Consider the following 15,778-nt stretch of genomic DNA (forward strand, 5'->3'; position numbering starts at 1 on the left):
CTCGACGCCTGCCGTCACAGCGCGGTCAACATGACACGGAAGTTGAGTAACGACAACCAGGGATCGACGCTGTCCAACGCGCGATCAGCGGCATCACCGGATGCCCAATCGCCGGTAGCCGGATCCTCGACCATCGATGCCACGATGGCGCTCTGAGGCTGCACCATGTCGGCGATGCCCGCCACAGGCGGACGCACTGTCATCGGCATGAAAGTGCGTCAACTGGCGGGAGCGACGCCGTCTGCCGGTACACGCCTCTCAGTGACGCGCCACTGGCTCGGCGCATGGCATGTCAGTCTTCGCGGACGTACGCCACCGCGATCTCGGATCGCACCGTCCAGCCGAGGGCGCGGTAGAGGCGGCGCCCGTCCTCGGTCGCGACGAGGATGCCGGTACCCAGCTCGTTGCGCGCGGCATGGTCGCTCAGTGCCCGCATGACGGTGGTGCCCAGGCCTCGGCGCCGGTGCTTCGGCGAGGTTTCCACCTGGTCGATGACACCGCACTCGCCGGCAGGTGCCAGGCGTCCGGAGGCCGCCGGGGCGCCGGTAGCGTCAACGACTGTCGCGACGACGACCTCGCCGTCTGTCCTAACTCGGGTCTCGTAGGGCCCGGGGGCGTCGGCGGAGCCCGCGGTGAACGGGGCGGTCATCAGGTAGCCGCTGCTCTCCATGGTCCAGCTTGCGGACAGAGCACCACACAGATCGGCGGCGCTACCGCTGACTTTGATCCAGGTTCCGGGTGTGGTGACCTGCCGGGCGAGGGCCTCGAGCTGGTCGGTGTCCCAGGTGTGCAGCACGTACCGGACCCGGTGGCCGGGTATGTCCACATCGGCTCGGAAGCCACCCGGGACGTCGACGGGAACGGGCACACCACGGGAGACGGCCCAGCCCTGCCCCCACGCCATGACCAGTTCGGGCAGGGTGATCTGGGCACTGCGGGTATGTGTCGGAGACGTTCGCGCGGTACCGAGGAGCGCCGGGGTGTTCGATTCGTCGATCATCGCCGGCATTATTGCAAATCTTGTGCAACAAGGCTGCGGAGGTGTCGGGCGGTGCGGCGGGAGCCGGCCCGCCCGCTACGGGCGGGCCGGCTTCCCGTCACTTGCCGGTGACGATGCCCGGGTTGATGCAGAGCCCCGGGTTGGCGCCGTTCTTCTCGGCGATCTCCAGGCAGCGGGTCACCTTGTCGACCTTCGCGTTGGTCTCGGTGATCTGCTTGGAGATCTCGGCGTTCTTCCGGTCCTGTTCCAGGTTGCGGGTCTGCGCGAGCTTGTCCTGGAAGGCCCGGATGTTGGTCTCGGTCTTCTCGTCGTGGTTCACGCGGGTGATCGTCACCGACAGGACGTCGATGTCGGCGGCGAGCCGGGTCTCCGCGCTGGCCTTGATGGTGTCGGCGAACGGCTTCAGGTCGACGTTCAGGTCGCCGGTCTTCGCGTCGATCTTCTCCAGCGGGTTGTACGCGGCGAAGGCGTCGTTGACGGCGCTGTCGAGCTGCACACCCACCCGCTGACCCCGGAAGCTGCCGAAGTCGCCCTTGTAGTCCATGAACTGCTTCGGCGCGTTCTCCGGCTTGACCTGCCACTCCACCAGAACCTCGACGCAGGCGTCGGCGAGCGTGCCGGTCCGCACCCGTACGCAGTTGTCGCCGCCGATGTGGTCGTACTTCTGCCGGCCGGCGTCCCACTCGCCGACCTTCTGCCAGGGGGCGACCCACTTGAGACCGGAGCCGGTGACCTCGCCGGTGGGCTTGCCGAAGCTCGTGACGATGCCGACCGAGCGGATGGGCACGGAGTGGGCGCTGGAGGCGACTCCGATCAGCAGCGCGCCGACGAGGCAGCCGAGCGCCGTGAGGGTGGCGGTCCGCTTCGCCGCCCTGGCCGGGACGATGAGTGCCAGGACGGCGCATACCACCAGCGCCACCGCCAGGATGATCGCCAGGGTGAAGCCGAAGGGCATGGGATCGGACCTTTCGCTGGGCTGTGTGGATCATCAACCTAGGCGGCCCGGTCAAGCCGGCCCCAGCGGTGACGGTGGGCCGGCCACATGGCGCGGGGGTGGCACGGTGTGGCCGGTCCGGTGCACGGCGACACGACGGGTCCCCGGCGGGACGCGGGATGGCGTCCACACACGTCCCGGGCCGGGCGAATATGGAGCCGATCGACATGGCTCGACCCGCGCGGCCGGCCGTAGGTTTCCTCCACGCGACGGCCCTGTGACCACGGTCACCGATCTGACCGTCGCCGTGAACCTGCGGAGGATGAGGCGATGGCCGGGCAAGCGCTCCTGTCGGCCCGTGGGCTGACCCGCGACTTCCGGGGCTTCCGCGCCGTGGACGGCGTCGACCTCGACGTCGCGCCGGAGAGCGTGCACGCGCTGGTCGGCCCGAACGGCGCCGGCAAGACCACCCTGTTCAACCTGCTCACCGGCTTCCTGAAGCCGAGCGGCGGGCGGATCGAGCTGGCGGGCCGGGACGTCACCGGCCTGCCGCCGGAGCAGGTGGCCCGGCTCGGCGTGGCCCGCTCGTTCCAGATCACCAGCCTCTTTCCGCAACTCTCCGCCCGCGAGCACGTCGAGCTGGCGTTGCAGTCCTCCAGCGGGCTGGGCTGGCGGTTCTGGCGCTCGGCGAAGCTGATGCGCCGCTACACCGACCGGGCCGACGAGCTGTTGGCCATGGTCGGGCTGACCGAGCTGGCCGAGGCTCCGGCCGAGGCGCTGGCGTACGGGCGCAAGCGGGCCTTGGAGCTGGCCATCGCTCTGGCGCTCGATCCGAAGGTGCTGCTGCTGGACGAGCCGACCGCCGGGATGGGCCTCGAAGACGTGGACCGGACCGTGGAGCTGATCGCCCGGGTCCGTACCGGCCGGACCGTGGTGATGGTCGAGCACAACATGAGCGTGGTCGGCCGGCTCGCCGACACCGTCACCGTGCTCCAGGCCGGGAAGGTCCTCGTCGAGGGCCCGTACGAGCAGGTTCGCGCGGACGAGCGCGTGATCACCGCCTACCTGGGAGCCGCTGATGCTGCGCATTGAGAACCTGTCCGCCTGGTACGGCGAGGCGCAGGTGCTGCGCGACGTCAGCCTCGACGTGGCCGCCGGCGAGGTGGTCACCCTGGTCGGCCGCAACGGCGCCGGCAAGTCCACCCTGCTGCGGTGCGTGATGGGGCTGCACCCGGGCCAGCGCGGCACGGTCGAACTGGACGGACGCGACGTCGGGAAGCTGCCGGCACACCGGCGGGCCCGGCTCGGGCTGGGCTGGGTCCCGGACGACCGGGGCAGCTACGCCACGCTGACCGTCACCGAGAACCTCACCCTGCCGCCCACGGTCGGCCCCGACCCGTGGTCGCTGCAGCGGGTGTACGACGCGTTCCCCGCCCTGTACGAGCGACGCGACTCCGCGGCCACGATGCTCTCCGGCGGCGAGCAGCAGATGCTCGCCCTGGCTCGGGTGCTGCGGATGGGCGCCCGGCTGCTGCTCTGCGACGAGCCCACCGAGGGGCTCTCGCCGCTGCTGGTGCAGCAGGTCGGTGACCTGCTGCGGGAGGCCAAGAAGCACGGGGTGACCGTGCTGCTGGTCGAGCAGAACCTGCACTTCGCCACCGGCGTCGCCGACCGGCACTACCTGCTGGCCGAGGGACGCATCGCGGAGGCGATGGATAACTCGGAGGTGCGCTCGCGGGAACGGGAGCTGCTGGCGTACCTCGGGATCTGAATTTTCCGACGACGACCCGCGCGACCGCGCGGGGTGGAGGGATGGGCATGCGGAGGACGGTGGGTGTGGCCGCGGCTTCGGCCGCGGTGGTGCTGGTCGCCGGCTGTGGCGGCGGCGGACCGGCGTCGGGCGGCGAGGAGAAGCTGACCGGCGACAAGATCGTGCTGGGCGTGCTCAACGACCAGTCCGGGGCGTACTCGGAGTTGTCCGGCAAGAACTCGGTCAAGGCCGTGGAGCTGGCCATCGCCGACTTCAAGGCGAAGTACGGCGACAAGGCGGTGACCAAGGACATCACCGTGGAGACCGCCGACCACCAGAACAAGCCGGACGTGGCCAACTCCAAGGCCCAGGAGATGTACGACCGCAAGGGTGTCGACCTGATCCTGGACGTGCCGACCTCGTCGGCGGCGCTCAAGGTGGCCGACGTGGCCAAGGAGAAGAAGAAGCTCTACTTCAACATCGGGGCGGCGACCACCGACCTGACCGGCAAGAGCTGCAACAAGTACACCTTCCACTACGCCTACGACACCTACATGCTGGCCAACGGCACCGGGAAGACCACCACCGAGCAGATCGGCAAGAACTGGTACATCCTGTACCCGAACTACGCCTTCGGTCAGGACATGGAGAAGAGCTTCTCCACCGCCATCGCGGCGGCCGGCGGCAAGGTCGTCGGCAAGGACGGCGCGCCGTTCCCGAACACCAGCGGCGACTTCTCCACGTTCCTGCTCAAGGCGCCGACGCTGAACCCGAAGCCGGACGTGCTGGGCACCATGCAGGCCGGCGCGGAGCTGGTCAACGTGGTGAAGCAGTACAACGAGTTCAAGCTGCGGGAGAAGGGCGTCGGTCTGGCCGTCGGCCTGATGTTCCTCACCGACATCCACTCGCTCACCCCGGCCGCGCTGGCCGGCACCACCTACACCGACGCCTGGTACTGGAACTTCGACGCCAAGAACCGGGAGTTCGCCGACCGGTTCAACAAGGAGACCGGCACCCGGCCGACGTTCGCGCACGCGGCCAACTACTCCGCCGCCACGCAGTACCTGGAGGCGGTGCAGGCCGCCGGCACCGACGACGCGGACACCGTCGTCAAGGGCCTGGAGGGTAAGAGCGTCGAGGACGTCTTCCTGCGCAACGGCAAGATCCGCGCCGAGGACCACCGGGTGGTGCACGACGCGTACCTGGCCCAGGTGAAGCCGCAGTCCGAGGTGGCCGAGCCGTGGGACTACGTCAAGGTGCTCAAGACGATCCCCGCGGCGGAGGCGTTCCGCGCGCCCTCGCCGGACTGCAAGCTATGAGTGGATTTGCCCAGAACACGTTCAACGGGTTGGTGAGCGGGGCGTTCTACGCCCTGCTCGCCCTCGGGCTCGCGGTCATCTTCGGCATGCTGCGGGTGGTCAACTTCGCCCACGGCGCGTTCTACATGCTCGGCGCGTTCGGCGCGTACGTGCTGCTCACCGAGGCGGGCGTGCCGTTCTGGGCGGCGCTGGTGATCATGCCGGTGGGGCTGGGCCTGCTCGGCATGGCGCTGGAGCGCGCTGTGATCCACCGGCTCACCAAGCTCGACCCGCTCTACAACTTCCTGCTCACCTTCGGGCTCACGCTGATCCTGCAGGACCTGGTTAAGCTGCGCTACGGCGTGCAGTCCAGCCCGTACGCCACCCCGGCCGGGCTGCAGGGCTCGGTGAACTTCGGGCTGTTCGACTTCCCGACGTACCGGGTGTTCATCCTGGGCTTCGCGGTGCTCGTCTGCGTCGCGGTGTGGTGGGTGCTCAGCCGGACCCGGATCGGCATGGTGGTCCGGGCCGCCACCGAACGGCCCGAGCTGACCCGGGCGTTCGGCATCGACGTCGGCCGCTGGGTGACCCCGGTCTTCGGCTTCGGCATCGCGCTGGCCGGCCTGGCCGGCGTGCTGGCCGCCCCGATGCGGGCGGTCAATCCGCTGATGGGCGCCGATCTGATCATCGTGGTGTTCGCGGTGGTGGTGATCGGCGGGCTGGGCTCGATCTTCGGCTCGGTGGCCGCCGGCTTCGGCATCGGCCTGATCCAGGCCTGGGGCGAGGCGTACCTGTCCGCCTTCCCGATCGTGTCGCAGACGATCGTCTTCATCGTGATGGCCGTCGTCCTGCTCTGGCGCCCGTCCGGGCTGTTCGGCCGTGAGGAGGCACCCGCATGACCAGCACCGTGGACACCCCGGCCGACGCGGCCCGCCCGGCGCCGCCGTCCGGGCTGGCCGCCGTGGCCCGCGCGCCCGGCTGGGTGCGCTACGCGCTGCTCGCCGTCGGGCTGCTCGTCGCCGTGTGGCTGCCCAACGGGCTCTATCCGGCGGTGGCGGTGGACATCCTGTGCTGGGCGCTGTTCGCCGTCGCGGTGGACCTGCTGCTCGGCTTCACCGGGCTGATGTCCTTCGGGCACGCCGCCTTCTGGGGCACCTCGGCGTACGTCACCGGGCTGGTGGCCATCCACCTCGGCCTGCCGTTTCCGCTCGCCGTGCTGGCCGGGGCGCTCGCCGCGGCCGTGCTGGCGGTGCCGATCGGCTACCTGGCGGTGAAGCGGACCGGCATCTACTTCGCCATGGTGACCCTGGCGTTCGCGCAGATGGTCTACTACGTGGCCAACGAGTGGCGCTCGGTGACCCGGGGTGAGAACGGCCTGCAGGGGGTGCCCCGCGAACTGTTCGGCGCCGACCTCACCGACGATTACTACTTCTACTACGCCATCCTGCCGATCGTGGTGCTCGGCCTGGCCGCCGCCTGGCGGATCGTGCACTCGCCGTTCGGTCGGGTGCTGGTCGGCATCCGGGACAATCCGGCCCGGGCCCGGGCGCTCGGCTACCCGGTGCACCGCTACAAGCTCACCGCCTTCGTGCTCTCCGGGTTCATCGCCGGTCTGGGCGGCGGGCTGTTCGCGGTCGGCCACCGGTTCGTCTCGCTGGACGTGCTGCACTGGACCACCTCCGGCAAGGCCGTCATCGTGGTGGTGCTCGGCGGGATCGGCACGCTCTGGGGCGGGGTGCTCGGCGCCGGCATCGTGGTCCGGCTGGAGGACTGGCTGTCGTTCTCCGGATTCGAGGCGATCGGCCTGGTCACCGGCGGCATCTTCGTCCTGGTCGTGGTGCTGTTCCGGCGCGGCGTCTGGGGCAGCGCCGCCGCGCTGGCCCGACGGATGGCGGCCCGCCGCAGGTAATTTCCGCGCTGCCGCATCCGCGGCGCGCCGCTCCGGCGAACCCCCTGGTAGAGAACACCTACCCGGGGGTACGTCTGGTGCTGACCGATCCGATGCCGGCCGATGCCGTCCAGACCGCGCACAAGCGCGTCTCGCTCGCGGCCGAGGACCTGGACGGCAATCGCGTCGCCGCGATCGTCGTGGAACTGGCCGGCGGCTGGGGGGTGCCGGCGCTCTGGGAGCAGGTGTGTCGGCCGCTGCTGTCCGGGCTGGCCGGGCACACCGCCACCGAGATCGCGGTCGAGCACGCCCTCAGCGAGGGCATCCGGGTCGGACTGGACGTGTTCCGTCGCGAGCCGGGCCGCTCGCTGCCCACCGGCGGGGTGCTGCTGGCCGGCGTCGAGCAGGAGTCGCACTGCCTGGGCCTGCACGCGCTCGCCGCCGCGCTGCGCGAGCGGGGCCGCGGGAGCCTGCATCTCGGCCCCGCGCTGCCCTGGGCCGCGCTGACCAGCGCGGTGTACCGGGCCCGTCCGCACACCGTGGTGCTCTGGTCGCAGACGCCGGTCACCGGGCACGCGTACCGGCTGGTGCGCTTCGCCCGTGACTTCCCGCTGCTGCGGGTGTACGCCGCCGGGCCGGGCTGGATCGAGCCGCTCAGCGCCCCGGCCCGCCACCTCGACACGCTTCCGGCCGCCGTCGCCGCCTGCCAGGCCGATCCGACCCCGCGCTGACGTCGGCGCCTCCTCGCCACGGCGCCCCGGCGTGACGGCCGCCACATACGATACGGATCGGTTCCGTATCGTAAATGCCAGCCGTAGGCTGGCGGTAGTTACGAGTCTGACCCGTATCGTATTGCGCCGCGGGTGAACCGGGGGGAGAACCGGGCATGGAACTGCACGAGAACACCGGACACGCGAGGAGGTGGGCGATCCTGGGGGTGCTGGTGATCAGCCTTCTCGTGGTCGTCCTGGACAACACCATCCTCAACGTCGCCCTGCGCACCCTGGCCGACCCGGTGCACGGCCTCGGCGCCAGCCAGGGTGAGCTGGAGTGGTCCATCAACTCCTACACGCTGGTCTTCGCCGGCCTGCTGTTCACCTTCGGGGTGCTCGGTGACCGCGCCGGCCGCAAGCGCTTCCTGATGATCGGCCTGGTGCTGTTCGGGCTGGCGTCGCTGCTCTCGGCGTACGCGCAGAGCCCGGCCCAGCTCATCGCGGCCCGCGCGCTGATGGGGGTCGGCGGCGCGGCCATCATGCCGGTGACCCTCTCGATCATCTCCAACGTCTTCGACCCGCGCGAGCGCGGCAAGGCCATCGGCGTTTGGGCCGGTGCCGTCGGCCTCGCGGTGGCGATCGGCCCGATCCTCGGCGGCGCCCTGCTGGAGCACTACTGGTGGGGCTCGGTCTTCCTGATCAATGTGCCCGTGGTGGTGGCCGGCGTGGTCCTGGTCGCGCTGCTGGTGCCCGAGTCGCGTGACCCGCGGCCCGGTCGGGTCGACCTGCTCGGCGTGCTGCTCTCCGTGGTCGGCCTGGTCGCCCTCTCCTACGGCATCATCGACGGCGGCGAGCACGGCTTCGACCGGCCGGTGGCCTGGGGCTCGATCCTGGCCGGCCTGGCGGTGCTGACCTGGTTCGTGCAGCACGAGCGGCGCAGCGACCACCCGTCGCTGGACGTCCGGCTGTTCCGGGTGCCGCGCTTCGCCGCGCCGGTGGCCATCGTCGGCCTGGTCTTCTTCGCCGCGATGGGCGTGATGTTCTTCAGCTCGTTCTACCTGCAACTGGTGCGGGGCTACAGCCCCCTGCAGACCGGCCTGCTGTTCCTGCCCTTCGCCGGCGCCCAGCTGATCTTCGCGCCGCGCAGCGCCGCGATGGTCCGCCGCTACGGCGGCAAGGCGGTCGCCACGGTCGGGCTGACGCTGACCGTGGTGGCGCTCGCCGCGTTCGCCTTCGTCGACGCGTCCACCCCGATCTGGATCGTGCTGGTCGTCTTCTTCCTCCAGGGCACCGGGATGGCCAACATCATGCCGCCGGCCACTGAGTCGATCATGTCGGCGCTGCCCCGCGAGAAGGCCGGCGTGGGCTCCGCGGTGAGCAACACGATCCGCCAGGTCGCCGGCGCGCTCGGCGTGGCGGTGCTCGGCTCGGTGCTCTCCGCGGTCTACCGCGCCGACGTGGAGGAGGCGTTGAGCGGCCTGCCCGCCCAGGCCCGCGACGCGGCCAACGAGTCGATCTCCGGCGCGTACGCGGCGGCCGCGCAGGTCGGGCCGGCGGCGCCGCGCCTGATCGCGGCGGCCAACGACGCCTTCGTCACCGCCATGCACACGGCCGCCGCGCTCTCCGCGGTGGTCGCGGCGCTCGGCATTCTGGTGGTGCTGCGCTGGATGCCGGGCCGGGCAGCCACCGCCGCCGCCCCGGTGACTCCGGTCGCCGAGCCGGAGTTGGCCGAGACGGCATAGGTTCGGGGACAATGTCCGACATGATGCCCGCCGCCGACGCTCCGCGGTCGCCTGGGCGACCGCGGAGCGTCCGCGCCGACGAGGCGATCATCGAAGCCACCCTCGACCTGCTCGCCGAGGGCAGCACGGTCGAGGCGCTCTCGATCGAGGCCATCGCCGCCCGCGCCGGGGTCGGCAAGGCCACCATCTACCGCCGCTGGGCGGGCAAGGACGCGTTGCTGCTGGACGCGCTGCGCCGGCTCAAGGGCATCCTGCCGCAGCCCGAGGGGCACTCCGTCCGGGACGACCTGGTGCTGCTCGTCGGGGCGATCGGCAAGAACATCGACCCGCGGGCGGAGAAGATCATGCCCTGCCTGGTGCCCGAGGTGAACCGCAGCCCGGACCACTTCCGGCTCTACCAGAACATCATCGCCCCGCGCAGACAGCTGATGCGCGAGGTGCTGCGGCGCGGCATCAGCGAGGGGGTGCTCCGGGCCGACCTGGACGTGGAGGTGACCATGGCGCTGCTCACCGGGCCGATGCTGATCCAGCGGGTGCTGCAGTGGAACCCGGAGCTGGACGAGCGGACCCTGCCGGAGCAGGTCGTCGACGCCGTGCTGGAGGGCGTCCGCGCCCGCTGACCGTTCGGCCCGTGCGGCGCGGTCGCCCCGGTGGGCGGCCGTGTCCGCCCGGGGGTCTTCAGCCGGCCGGGGTACGCAGGCGGTGCAGCCGCAGCGCCAACTGCACCTCCAGCGCCCGCTCCGGCTTCTGCCAGTCCGCGCCGAGCAGCTGCCCGACCCGCTCCAGCCGCTGGGTCACCGTGTTGACGTGCACGTGCAGCTGCTCAGCGGCACGGGCCAGGCTGCCGCCCACCCCGAAGTACGCCTCCAACGTCTTGACCAGCGCCGTGCCGCGCCGGGCGTCGTAGTCGACCACCGGCCCGACAGTGGTGGTGAGGAACCGGGCCACGTCCTGGTCGCCCCGGTCGCCGACCGTGCCCAGCAGCAGCCCGACGAAGCCCAGCTCCGCCGTGCTCGCGCCCTGCCCGGCCCGGCCCAGCGCGCCGAGCGCGGTGAGGCACCGGTCGGCCTCACGGAACGTGGTGGCCAACGACGTCGGCCCGGTCGACGGGCCACTCGCCCCGGCGGTCACCGGTCGGCCGGTCACCCGGGACAGGTCCCGGGCCACCGCGCGGGCGCTGCCGCCGGCGTCGCGCCCGGGCAGCATGAGCACCACCCGGCCGTCGCGTGCCGCCGCCAACCCACCCCGGGTCGAGGCGTACGTGGTGGCCCAGGAGAGCACGCGCTGCCGGGCCGAGCCGGTGGCGGCGATCGCGTCGTCGCCGACCGCCACCAGCACGTGCGGCGCGTCCAGGTCCACCCCGAGCCGGCGGGCCCGGTCGCGCAGCGCGTCGGCGTCGCGCAACGGCCGGGCGATCAGGTCGTCGAGCAGCTCGCCGCGAACCCGTCCCTCCGCCTCGGCGACGGTGCGGCGGAACAGCAGCAGCAGCGCGGTCACCAGCGCCGCCCGCTCCAGGATCCGCTGGTCGGCGTCGACCAGCTCGTCGTCGGGGCGCAGCACCAGCGCGCCCAGGTTCTCCGCGCCGGCGACCACCGCGGCGTACCAGAGCGGCCCCCGGCGCACGCTGCGTCCCTCGGTACGCGACGCGGCCACCGCCTCCACGATGTCCGCCCGTTCCGGCTCGTCGATCTCGCCCACCCGGGCCAGCAGCCGCCCCTCGGCGTCCAGCGCCAGCAGCGCGCCGCCCAGCACCTCGGTCACCGCGGCGGCCACGTCCTCCACCCCGCCGCCACGCAGCACCAGCGCGGTCATCCGGTCGTGCGCCGCGGCGGCCCGCTCCACCGAGCTGCTGTGCGCCCGGATGGTGGTGTTCGCCGTCGACAGCTCCTCCAGCGCCGAGCGGGTCTCCGCCAGCAGCCGGGCCGTGTCGATCGCCACCGCGGCGTGCGCCGCCAGGGAGACCAGCAGCGCCACCTCCTCGCGGACGAACGGCCGGGCCGAGCGGTTCGCCGCGTAGAGCACCCCGATCGAGGTGGAGCCGAGCCGCAGCGGCACCCCGAGGATGGCCACCAGCCCCTCCTCGCCCACCCCGGCGTCGATCTCGCCGGTGTGGTGGAAACGCTCGTCCTCCGGGTAGTTGGCGGTGACGTACGGGGCGCCCGACTGGGCCACCAGGCCGCCCAGGCCGGCGCCCATCGGCAGCCGCAACCGCTGGAAACGGGCCGAAACCGAGCCGTCGGTGACCCGCATGTAGGTGTCGCCGCGCTCGTCGTCGTTGAGCGTCATGTAGGCCACGTCGGCGCCGAGCAGGTTGCGGGCCCGGTGCACGATCGCGCGCAGCACGTCGTCCAGGTCGCGTAGCCCGGCCAGGTCGCTGACCGTGTCGTACAGGCCGGAGAGCTCGGTCTCCCGGCGCCGCCGGCGCTCCAGCAGCGCGCGCACCCGTAGCGCCACGGTCTTCGCCTGCTCCAGCTCGGCCAGCCGGTCCGCGGGCAGCCCGGCGGCGCGCGCGGCCACCAGCGGCCCCTCGAACTCCACCGTCGCGGCCTCGCGCGCGAGCAGTTCCAGGAACTCCACCGGCGACGACATGGTCGACATTGTGCTCGGGCCCACTAGTTGGCCGTCCAGCCCCCGTCGAGCGCGATCGACGCGCCCGTGATGAACGCCGCCGGCGGCGAGCAGAGGTACGCCAGCAGTTCGGCCACCTCCTCCGGCTCGATCAGGCGCTTGATCGCCGCCCGGGCCAGCATGATCTTCTCGATCACCTCGGCCTCGTCGATGCCGTGGCTGGCCGCCTGGTCGGCGATCTGGCTCTCCACCAGCGCGGTGCGTACGTACGCCGGGTTGATGCAGTTGGCGGTGACCCCGTGCGCGGCACCCTCCAGCGCCACGACCTTCGACAGGCCCTCCAGGGCGTGCTTGGCCGAGACGTACGCCGCCTTGTACGGCGAGGCGCGCACCCCGTGCACCGAGGAGATGTTGACGATCCGGCCCCAGCCCCTCGCATACATGTGCGGCAGCGCCCGGCGGATGATCAGAAACGGTGCCTCGACCATCACCCGCTGGATGTACTCGAACCGCTCGACGGGGAACTCCGGCAGCGGCGCGACGTGCTGGAGCCCGGCGTTGTTCACCACGATGTCGACGTCCACGTCGAGCGCGTCCAGCGCCGCAGCGTCGGCCAGGTCCACCCCCTCGGCGCGACCGCCGGCCTCGGCGGCCACCACCTTGGCCGCGTCGAGGTCGCGGTCCACCACGAGCACCTTGGCGCCGGCCGCGCCCAGCCGCAGCGCGCAGGCCCGGCCGATGCCGCTGCCGCCCCCGGTGACCAGGGCGGTACGACCAGCGAGGTCGACGTGTACGACGTGGGGGACCGCCACGGGTTCTGCCGTCATGGCGCAAGAAGTTACGAGCTGTGTGGCCCGGGGCACATGGGCCCGCGACACATACTCGCCCCCCGTCCTGTGTGGCCCCCGCCGAGCGGTCCCCGTGCGCGTCGGCGCGCACCACCACCATGATCGACAGGGGCGGGCGTGTCTCGTGAGGCTCGTGGGAGCGGGGGCAGTAGGGTGTCGAACACACGTACTGCTGACGGTCGGGGAGGGGGCGGCGTGCGGGTGCTCGGTGTCGACCCGGGGCTGACCCGGTGCGGGGTGGGCGTGGTCGAAGGCGTGCCCGGCCGGCCCTGCACCCTGATCGCCTACTACGTCGTCTACACCGACCCGGCCGACGAACTGCCGCTGCGACTGCTGCACCTGGACCGCTCGCTCACCGAACTGGTCGCCAAGCACGAGCCCGAGAGCGTCGCCGTCGAGCGGGTGTTCAGCCAGCACAACGTGCGCACGGTGATGGGCACCGCGCAGGCCAGCGGCATCGCTGTGCTGGCCGGGGCGCGCGCCGGGCTGCCGGTGCAGACGTACACCCCGAGCGAGGTGAAGGCGGCGGTGACCGGCTCCGGTCAGGCCGACAAGGCGCAGATGACCGCCATGGTGACCCGGCTGCTGCGGCTGGCCGAGCCGCCGAAACCGGCCGATGCCGCCGACGCGCTCGCCCTGGCCATCTGCCACGTGTGGCGCGGCGGCACCCGCTCCAAGCTGGCCGCCGCGGCCGACCGGGTACGACGAGGAGGAACACGATGATCGCCAGCGTGCGCGGCACCGTGACCGCGACGGGTCCGGACCAGGCCGTGATCGAGGTCGGCGGGGTCGGCCTGGCGGTGCACTGCGCCCCCGGGACGATCGCGGAGCTGCGGGTCGGGCAGCCGGCGCGGCTGGCCACCAGCCTGGTGGTCCGGGAGGACTCGCTGACCCTCTACGGTTTCGCCGACGACGACGCCAAGGCGCTGTTCGAGCTGTTGCAGACCGCGAGCGGGGTCGGCCCGCGGCTGGCCCAGGCGGTGCTGGCCGTGCACACCCCGGACGCCGTGCGCAAGGCGATCGCCAACGCCGACATCGCCGCGCTGACCCGGGTGCCGGGCATCGGCAAGAAGGGCGCCGAGCGCCTGGTGCTGGAGCTGCGCGACCGGATCGGCCCGGTGTCCATCGGCGCCGACGGCGCGGGCGGGGTGACCCGCGGCGCCTGGCCCGAGCAGGTCCGCCAGGCGCTGGTCGGGCTGGGCTGGACGGCCGGGCAGGCCGACCAGGCGGTGGCCGCGGTGGCCGAGACGGTCGACGGCGAGACCCCGCCGGTGCCGGTCCTGCTCAAGCAGGCCATCCGCCTGCTGGGCCGCACACGATGAGCGCGAGGACGCGCATTCCGGGGCGGCTCGCCTGGGATGCGGCCGAGCCGGAATGCGCGCCGGAGCCGGGTTTGCCAGCCCCGCAGTCGCGAATGAAGAGGGCACAGTGAGTGACTCCGACGCGCTGGTCTCGGCGTACGTCGCCGACGCGGAGCGGGACGCGGAGGCCACCGTCCGGCCGAAGCGGCTCGCCGAGTTCATCGCCCAGCATCGCGTCCGTGACCAGCTCGACCTGCTGCTGCAGGGCGCCATGCGACGTGGTTCCCCGCCGGACCACATCCTCCTGTCCGGGCCGCCCGGCCTCGGTAAGACCACCCTGGCCAACATCGTGGCGGCCGAGTTGGGGGCCGGCATCCGGGTGACCAGTGGCCCGGCGATCGAGCGCTCCGGCGATCTGGCGGCCATCCTAACCAGCCTCGCCGAGGGCGACGTGCTCTTCATCGACGAGATCCACCGGATCGCCAAGCCGGCCGAGGAGCTGCTCTACAGCGCGATGGAGGACTTCCGGGTCGACGTGGTGGTCGGCAAGGGGCCCGGCGCCACCGCCATCCCGCTGGACGTGGAGCCGTTCACCCTGGTCGGCGCGACCACCCGGTCGGGCCTGCTGACCGGGCCGATGCGGGACCGCTTCGGCTTCGTGGCGCACCTGGACTTCTACGCCCCGGCCGACCTGGAGGCGCTGCTGCACCGTTCGGCGCGGATCCTCGGTGTGCCGATCACCGACGAGGGGGCGGTGGAGATCGCCGGCCGGTCGCGGGGCACGCCCCGGATCGCCAACCGGCTGCTGCGCCGGGTCCGTGACTTCGCCGAGGTGCGCGCAGAGGGTGTGGTCAACCTGGAGACCGCCCGCGCCGCGCTGACCGTGTACGACGTGGACGCGCTCGGCCTGGACCGGCTGGACCGGGCGGTGCTGACCGCCCTGGTCGACTCGTTCCGGGGTGGGCCGGTCGGGCTCTCCACCCTCGCCGTGGCGGTGGGGGAGCAGCCGGACACCGTCGAGGAGGTCTGCGAGCCGTTCCTGGTGCGGGCCGGTCTGCTGGCGCGTACCCCGCGCGGGCGGGTGGCGACCGAGGCTGCCTGGCGGCACCTGGGGCGTACGCCACCCAATGGTACATTTGGTGCGGATGCCCCTCCCGTGCCCGATCTGTTCTCCCTGGACACCGATCAGCCGTGATGTGAACGTGATCTGTGCCGCTACCGGTGTTCCCAGGTGCAGGGATTAGACTCGCCGCGGTCTGTACAGGACGTGAGAATCCGCCTCCGCTCCGGCACTCCCGGTGCCGGACAGGTGGCCAATGGGAAGGTCAGTAACCGTGCTCTACGCAGCAGCGGGTGGTGGGGGAGCGGGCAGCTTCACACCGATCCTCATGATCGCCCTGCTCTTCGGCGTCATGTACTTCATGATGATCCGCCCCCAGCAGAAGCGCCGCCGCGAGTCGGAGGCGATGCAGTCCAACCTCGGCCCCGGCGACGAGGTGGTCACCATCGGTGGCCTCTACGGCACGGTCACCGGCATCGAGGACGACACCGTCCTGCTGGAGGTCGCCCCGGGCGTGCAGACCCGGTACGCCCGACCGGCGATCGCCCGCGTGGTGACCCGGGCCGAGTTGCCGGCCGAGCCGGTCAGCGAGGACGCCGACACCGTCAAGGAGTGATGCTCCCCGACGGGACGGGGCCGGCGTACGGCCGGCGCTCCGGCCCGCGGGGCCGCCCCG

At 72.0% G+C, this 15,778-nt stretch carries 17 protein-coding genes; 12 read left to right on the forward strand and 5 right to left on the reverse strand.

Annotation, left to right across the window (positions count from 1 at the left end; all coding sequences use genetic code 11):
• Positions 1 to 14 precede the first annotated feature (14 nt).
• The 3 genes from ACFOW4_RS08030 to ACFOW4_RS08040 form a co-directional block, all read right to left on the reverse strand.
• Positions 15 to 203, reverse strand: a complete 189-nt coding sequence (locus tag ACFOW4_RS08030; protein WP_377525907.1) for a hypothetical protein — start codon at positions 201 to 203, stop codon at positions 15 to 17.
• Between the two features lie 89 nt (positions 204 to 292).
• Positions 293 to 1,000, reverse strand: coding sequence for a GNAT family N-acetyltransferase (locus ACFOW4_RS08035; protein ID WP_377525908.1), 708 nt, complete (start codon positions 998 to 1,000; stop codon positions 293 to 295).
• 97 nt (positions 1,001 to 1,097) lie between these two features.
• Positions 1,098 to 1,955, reverse strand: a complete 858-nt coding sequence (locus ACFOW4_RS08040; RefSeq protein ID WP_377525909.1) for an SPFH domain-containing protein — start codon at positions 1,953 to 1,955, stop codon at positions 1,098 to 1,100.
• A 309-nt stretch (positions 1,956 to 2,264) separates the two neighbouring features.
• Here ACFOW4_RS08040 and ACFOW4_RS08045 point away from each other — a divergent pair, with 309 nt between their 5' ends.
• From ACFOW4_RS08045 to ACFOW4_RS08080, 8 genes are all read left to right on the forward strand, one after another.
• A complete protein-coding gene (locus tag ACFOW4_RS08045; RefSeq protein ID WP_377525911.1) occupies positions 2,265 to 3,026 on the forward strand; it encodes an ABC transporter ATP-binding protein in 762 nt (253 codons plus the stop codon).
• Positions 3,013 to 3,705: an ABC transporter ATP-binding protein gene (locus ACFOW4_RS08050; RefSeq protein WP_377525912.1), complete on the forward strand. Its 693-nt coding sequence runs from the start codon at positions 3,013 to 3,015 to the stop codon at positions 3,703 to 3,705. Before ACFOW4_RS08045 ends, ACFOW4_RS08050 begins: the two co-directional genes overlap by 14 nt.
• 41 nt (positions 3,706 to 3,746) lie before the next feature.
• Positions 3,747 to 5,003, forward strand: a complete 1,257-nt coding sequence (locus ACFOW4_RS08055) for an ABC transporter substrate-binding protein (protein ID WP_377525914.1) — start codon at positions 3,747 to 3,749, stop codon at positions 5,001 to 5,003.
• On the forward strand, positions 5,000 to 5,881 hold the full coding sequence (locus ACFOW4_RS08060) for a branched-chain amino acid ABC transporter permease (RefSeq protein WP_377525915.1): 882 nt from the start codon (positions 5,000 to 5,002) through the stop codon (positions 5,879 to 5,881). Before ACFOW4_RS08055 ends, ACFOW4_RS08060 begins: the two co-directional genes overlap by 4 nt.
• Complete coding sequence (locus tag ACFOW4_RS08065) at positions 5,878 to 6,891, forward strand: branched-chain amino acid ABC transporter permease (protein WP_377525917.1); 1,014 nt, start codon at positions 5,878 to 5,880, stop codon at positions 6,889 to 6,891. Before ACFOW4_RS08060 ends, ACFOW4_RS08065 begins: the two co-directional genes overlap by 4 nt.
• Before the next feature lie 77 nt (positions 6,892 to 6,968).
• Complete coding sequence (locus ACFOW4_RS08070; protein ID WP_377525918.1) at positions 6,969 to 7,601, forward strand: transcriptional regulator; 633 nt, start codon at positions 6,969 to 6,971, stop codon at positions 7,599 to 7,601.
• A gap of 155 nt (positions 7,602 to 7,756) precedes the next feature.
• Positions 7,757 to 9,325 carry an MFS transporter gene (locus tag ACFOW4_RS08075; RefSeq protein ID WP_377525919.1) on the forward strand — a complete coding sequence of 523 codons (1,569 nt, stop codon included), beginning with the start codon at positions 7,757 to 7,759 and terminating at the stop codon, positions 9,323 to 9,325.
• Between the two features lie 11 nt (positions 9,326 to 9,336).
• Positions 9,337 to 9,945: a TetR/AcrR family transcriptional regulator gene (locus ACFOW4_RS08080; protein ID WP_377525921.1), complete on the forward strand. Its 609-nt coding sequence runs from the start codon at positions 9,337 to 9,339 to the stop codon at positions 9,943 to 9,945.
• A 58-nt stretch (positions 9,946 to 10,003) separates the two neighbouring features.
• Here ACFOW4_RS08080 and ACFOW4_RS08085 read toward each other — a convergent pair whose 3' ends face one another.
• Together ACFOW4_RS08085 and ACFOW4_RS08090 are read right to left on the reverse strand one after the other, a co-directional pair.
• Positions 10,004 to 11,938, reverse strand: coding sequence for a helix-turn-helix domain-containing protein (locus ACFOW4_RS08085; RefSeq protein WP_377525922.1), 1,935 nt, complete (start codon positions 11,936 to 11,938; stop codon positions 10,004 to 10,006).
• Positions 11,938 to 12,720, reverse strand: a complete 783-nt coding sequence (locus ACFOW4_RS08090; RefSeq protein ID WP_377525924.1) for a 3-hydroxybutyrate dehydrogenase — start codon at positions 12,718 to 12,720, stop codon at positions 11,938 to 11,940. The genes ACFOW4_RS08085 and ACFOW4_RS08090 overlap by 1 nt, the downstream gene beginning before the upstream one ends.
• Before the next feature lie 216 nt (positions 12,721 to 12,936).
• Here ACFOW4_RS08090 and ruvC point away from each other — a divergent pair, with 216 nt between their 5' ends.
• From ruvC to yajC, 4 genes are all read left to right on the forward strand, one after another.
• The gene (gene ruvC, locus ACFOW4_RS08095; protein ID WP_377525925.1) at positions 12,937 to 13,464 is read left to right on the forward strand and encodes a crossover junction endodeoxyribonuclease RuvC; all 528 of its coding nucleotides are present in this window, start codon (positions 12,937 to 12,939) and stop codon (positions 13,462 to 13,464) included.
• Positions 13,461 to 14,063 (forward strand): Holliday junction branch migration protein RuvA, encoded by a 603-nt coding sequence (gene ruvA / locus ACFOW4_RS08100; protein WP_377525927.1) that lies wholly within the window; start codon positions 13,461 to 13,463, stop codon positions 14,061 to 14,063. The genes ruvC and ruvA overlap by 4 nt, the downstream gene beginning before the upstream one ends.
• Before the next feature lie 106 nt (positions 14,064 to 14,169).
• Entirely contained in the window at positions 14,170 to 15,237 is a 1,068-nt protein-coding gene (ruvB, locus tag ACFOW4_RS08105; protein ID WP_377525928.1) for a Holliday junction branch migration DNA helicase RuvB, read from the forward strand.
• A 139-nt stretch (positions 15,238 to 15,376) separates the two neighbouring features.
• Positions 15,377 to 15,718, forward strand: coding sequence for a preprotein translocase subunit YajC (gene yajC / locus ACFOW4_RS08110; RefSeq protein WP_377525929.1), 342 nt, complete (start codon positions 15,377 to 15,379; stop codon positions 15,716 to 15,718).
• Positions 15,719 to 15,778: the final 60 nt, after the last annotated feature.

Source organism: Micromonospora sp. GCM10011542, from assembly GCF_042650685.1.
Classification (GTDB): domain Bacteria; phylum Actinomycetota; class Actinomycetes; order Mycobacteriales; family Micromonosporaceae; genus Micromonospora.

Excerpts from the sequence above, each read along its gene's own strand:
- ACFOW4_RS08030 (WP_377525907.1), bottom strand. The coding sequence starts at position 203 with ATGACAGTGCGTCCGCCTGTGGCGGGCATCGCCGACATGGTGCAGCCT.
- ACFOW4_RS08035 (WP_377525908.1), bottom strand. The coding sequence starts at position 1,000 with ATGATCGACGAATCGAACACCCCGGCGCTCCTCGGTACCGCGCGAACG.
- ACFOW4_RS08040 (WP_377525909.1), bottom strand. The coding sequence starts at position 1,955 with ATGCCCTTCGGCTTCACCCTGGCGATCATCCTGGCGGTGGCGCTGGTG.
- ACFOW4_RS08045 (WP_377525911.1), top strand. The coding sequence starts at position 2,265 with ATGGCCGGGCAAGCGCTCCTGTCGGCCCGTGGGCTGACCCGCGACTTC.
- ACFOW4_RS08050 (WP_377525912.1), top strand. The coding sequence starts at position 3,013 with ATGCTGCGCATTGAGAACCTGTCCGCCTGGTACGGCGAGGCGCAGGTG.
- ACFOW4_RS08055 (WP_377525914.1), top strand. The coding sequence starts at position 3,747 with ATGGGCATGCGGAGGACGGTGGGTGTGGCCGCGGCTTCGGCCGCGGTG.
- ACFOW4_RS08060 (WP_377525915.1), top strand. The coding sequence starts at position 5,000 with ATGAGTGGATTTGCCCAGAACACGTTCAACGGGTTGGTGAGCGGGGCG.
- ACFOW4_RS08065 (WP_377525917.1), top strand. The coding sequence starts at position 5,878 with ATGACCAGCACCGTGGACACCCCGGCCGACGCGGCCCGCCCGGCGCCG.
- ACFOW4_RS08075 (WP_377525919.1), top strand. The coding sequence starts at position 7,757 with ATGGAACTGCACGAGAACACCGGACACGCGAGGAGGTGGGCGATCCTG.
- ACFOW4_RS08080 (WP_377525921.1), top strand. The coding sequence starts at position 9,337 with ATGTCCGACATGATGCCCGCCGCCGACGCTCCGCGGTCGCCTGGGCGA.
- ACFOW4_RS08090 (WP_377525924.1), bottom strand. The coding sequence starts at position 12,720 with ATGACGGCAGAACCCGTGGCGGTCCCCCACGTCGTACACGTCGACCTC.
- ruvA (WP_377525927.1), top strand. The coding sequence starts at position 13,461 with ATGATCGCCAGCGTGCGCGGCACCGTGACCGCGACGGGTCCGGACCAG.